This is a genomic window from uncultured Methanobrevibacter sp., from assembly GCF_937906425.1.
GTDB lineage: Archaea > Methanobacteriota > Methanobacteria > Methanobacteriales > Methanobacteriaceae > Methanobrevibacter.
Map to the genome: position 1 here is coordinate 1 of NZ_CALCYR010000079.1, position 3,183 is coordinate 3,183.

The window sequence follows — 3,183 nt, forward strand, 5'->3', positions numbered from 1 at the left end:
TGTAAAATTCAATTTACACAAAAATTTTTAAGAAATAATAAAGTTTATGTGAAATTTAATTAACAAACTTCCTTTAATGAATTAGTTTTTTAAATAAAATAAATAAACTATTAAAAACATATAATTAATAATTAAGCATGAATAAAAAAAAATTAAAAAAATTAAAAAAATTAATTTAATAAAACAATTACGAGGTTTTTTCATGGATTATGACATAATATACATCGGAAGCGGTAATGCATCATGGCAAGGTGCCAGATTCTTAAGAAAGGAAGGCTTAAAAATACTTATCGTAGAGGAAAGCCTTTATGGAGGAACCTGTGCAAACAGAGGATGCAACTCAAAGGCATTGCTGGATGCACCTTATGAAATCAAGGCATTGACAGACAACTTTGAGGGAGTTGGAAAGTCCGGAAACTTTGAGGTCAACTGGCCGGAGCTCATGAAATTCAAGCAAAAACGTATTGCAAACATGTCAAAGTTCCTTGATGGCAAGTTTGATGAATATGACCTTGATGTAGCCCATGGAAAGGGAGTTATCCTTGACAAGCATACCGTACAGGTTGGGGATAAAAAATACAGCACAGAAAAAATTGTAATCTCAACAGGTTTAAAACCTATAATTCCAGATATTCCGGGTAAGGAATACCTGCATGACAGCACTGACTTTTTGGACATTGCAGAGCTTCCAAAACATACAATAATAATCGGTGCAGGATTTGTTGGAATGGAATTTGCATCAATACTTGCAGAGGCAGGACTTAGTGCTGATGTGATAATAAGGGGAAATATGGCCTTGAAATACTTCCACCAACCCTATGTGCAAAAGGTAATCGAAATCCTTAAGGAAAAGAATATCCGTTTCCATTTCAATGAAACAGTTAAGGAAGTCCTTTTAAATGATATTGAAATTGAAAATCCGGAAGAGAGAATCCTCAATGTTGAAAATGGAATGAACAGTGACACTGAATTAAGAGATCCTGACGCAAAAGTTGACAACAAGCCATATGAAAATGGATTTATCCTAAACTGTGAAAGCGGACTTAGCCTAAGCGGAGACTATGTGATTTCCGCAATCGGAAGGGAAGCGAATGTTGAGGGAATAGGTCTTGAAAACGTAGGGCTTGAAAGTACAAGACAGGGAATCAAGGTAAACGGACACCTTCAAACTGAAGTTGAAAACATCTATGCTTCAGGGGATGTTGCAGACAGCGGAATTGCAAAGCTGGTGACAGTTGCAATACACCAATCCAAATACCTTGCAAAGGAACTTTTAGGCGAAGCTGATGAAATAGAGTATCCTGTTGTGCCTGCTGTTGCATATACAATTCCTAGAATAGCTACAGTAGGTGTTCCTGCATACATTGCAGAGGAAAGCGATGAATATGAGGTTCATCAGATAAGATATGGAAATTCATATTCCCTTGAGCTTAAAAACGACACCACAGCAGAGGCCAAGGTAATTGTTGATAGGGATTTAAACATTGTTGGAGCTGAAATATATGCAGCAGATGCTGAGAATGTTGCAAACATGTTTACATTCATAATCAATAAGAAGATAAGCCTTGAAGAATTGGATGAAATGATTTATGCATTCCCTTCAAGCAGTTCTGTATGTTTGTACAAATTACATAATATACATTATGACCTTTAACTTTGGTTTTTAATTGATAAACTTAATTAGATTTCAATAACAGTTAAAAATCATTAATTTTTTATTTTTTTCAAATGCCAATTCTCAAAATTTTATTGAAAGTTTTGAAAAAAGACTATGCTTTTAAAAAAATAACTATACATTTTACAAAGCTTTATAAGTAATCATGTTATATTTTTAGTAAAAAGTAAAAAATTTTAGTAAAAAGTAAAAAATTTAGTAAAAAGTAAAAAATTTAGTAAAAAGTAAAAAATTTAGTAAAAACCTAATTTTAGTAAAAACCTAATAATTTTAGTAAAAACCTAAAAATTAAATTATAAAAATCAAAAAACTAATTTCTATTTTTAAAGGGGTGAAAATTTGGATTTTAGTATAAAAGACTTCAATGTAAGAATCAGAACAATAAAATTAAGCGAAGTGATTATCCTTTATATTGTATCGCATATATTAGCCGCAATAATCATAAGCCATCTTGGCATTAATGATGAAAATATAAATACAATCATATTCGATTCAATCATTATGGTCTATTTTTTAATAGCTTCCATAGGATCCAGAGGCATGAAGGAGGATTTCCACAGCATCTTCGAATTGGGAAATTCATTTAGAATATTGGGATTATCTTTAATGTATTTTCTTTTTTGTCAATCACTGCTGATGTTTCTATCAAGTGCAGGACTTTACTTTACAATAAAATCACCAATATTTTTGAATTCATTCCAGATTTTTGGAAATTCCGCCCATCATTATATGGCATCAGGAAATGGATTGGAAAATCCTGCAAATATTTTATTGTATTTTATAGCAATAGTGATAGTTGCACCTATTTCTGAAGAATTGCTATTTAGAGTGAGCTTATTTAATGGACTGAAGAAATGGAAGGGCTCAGTCTTTGCAGTTATTGTATCTTCACTAATATTCGGTATTGGCCATTTTTATGGAGATGGTCCTTTGACACATGTAATGACTGCAAGCCTCTTTGGAATGCTAATGTGCATATTCTTCATGAGACATGACAATGTATTCATGAATATTGCTGTTCATTCAATTGGAAACTTTTTAGTATTTTTAGGGGAATTTACTCCATTTTTAAAAATTTTGACTATCAGCCCAATAAGTACAATTACTTTCTATTTAACAATGTTTTCAGCAGTTTTCGTACCTGCTTACATTATTTATTATGCAGTAAAATTTGACAAAAAGAAGGCCATCGGAAGATAATTGAAAAAAAAAGAAATTATTTTTAGTCTAATTGACTTTAAATAATTCTTTTTAAAAAAAAAGAAACAAACAAAAACTAATTTTCATCTACTTTTATTATTTTTAAAAACTAATTTTCATCCATGTTTATTATTTATAAAAACTAATTTTCATCTACTTTTATTATTTTTAAAAACTAATTTTCATCCACGTTTATTATTTATAAAAACTAATTTTCATCTACTTTTATTATTTTTAAATTATATTTAAAACAAAAATTCACTATAAGTACTGAGTGCCTGCTGAGTGATTTGGATTATAAATATATT

Annotated in this window: 2 protein-coding genes; both read left to right on the forward strand. The window is 30.4% G+C overall.

Annotated features, from left to right (window positions below; genetic code table 11):
- Positions 1 to 202 precede the first annotated feature (202 nt).
- Positions 203 to 1,654: an NAD(P)/FAD-dependent oxidoreductase gene (locus Q0138_RS02195; RefSeq protein WP_297980308.1), complete on the forward strand. Its 1,452-nt coding sequence runs from the start codon at positions 203 to 205 to the stop codon at positions 1,652 to 1,654.
- Positions 1,655 to 2,014: 360 nt separating this feature from the next.
- Positions 2,015 to 2,875: a CPBP family intramembrane glutamic endopeptidase gene (locus Q0138_RS02200; RefSeq protein ID WP_297980311.1), complete on the forward strand. Its 861-nt coding sequence runs from the start codon at positions 2,015 to 2,017 to the stop codon at positions 2,873 to 2,875.
- Positions 2,876 to 3,183 lie beyond the last annotated feature (308 nt).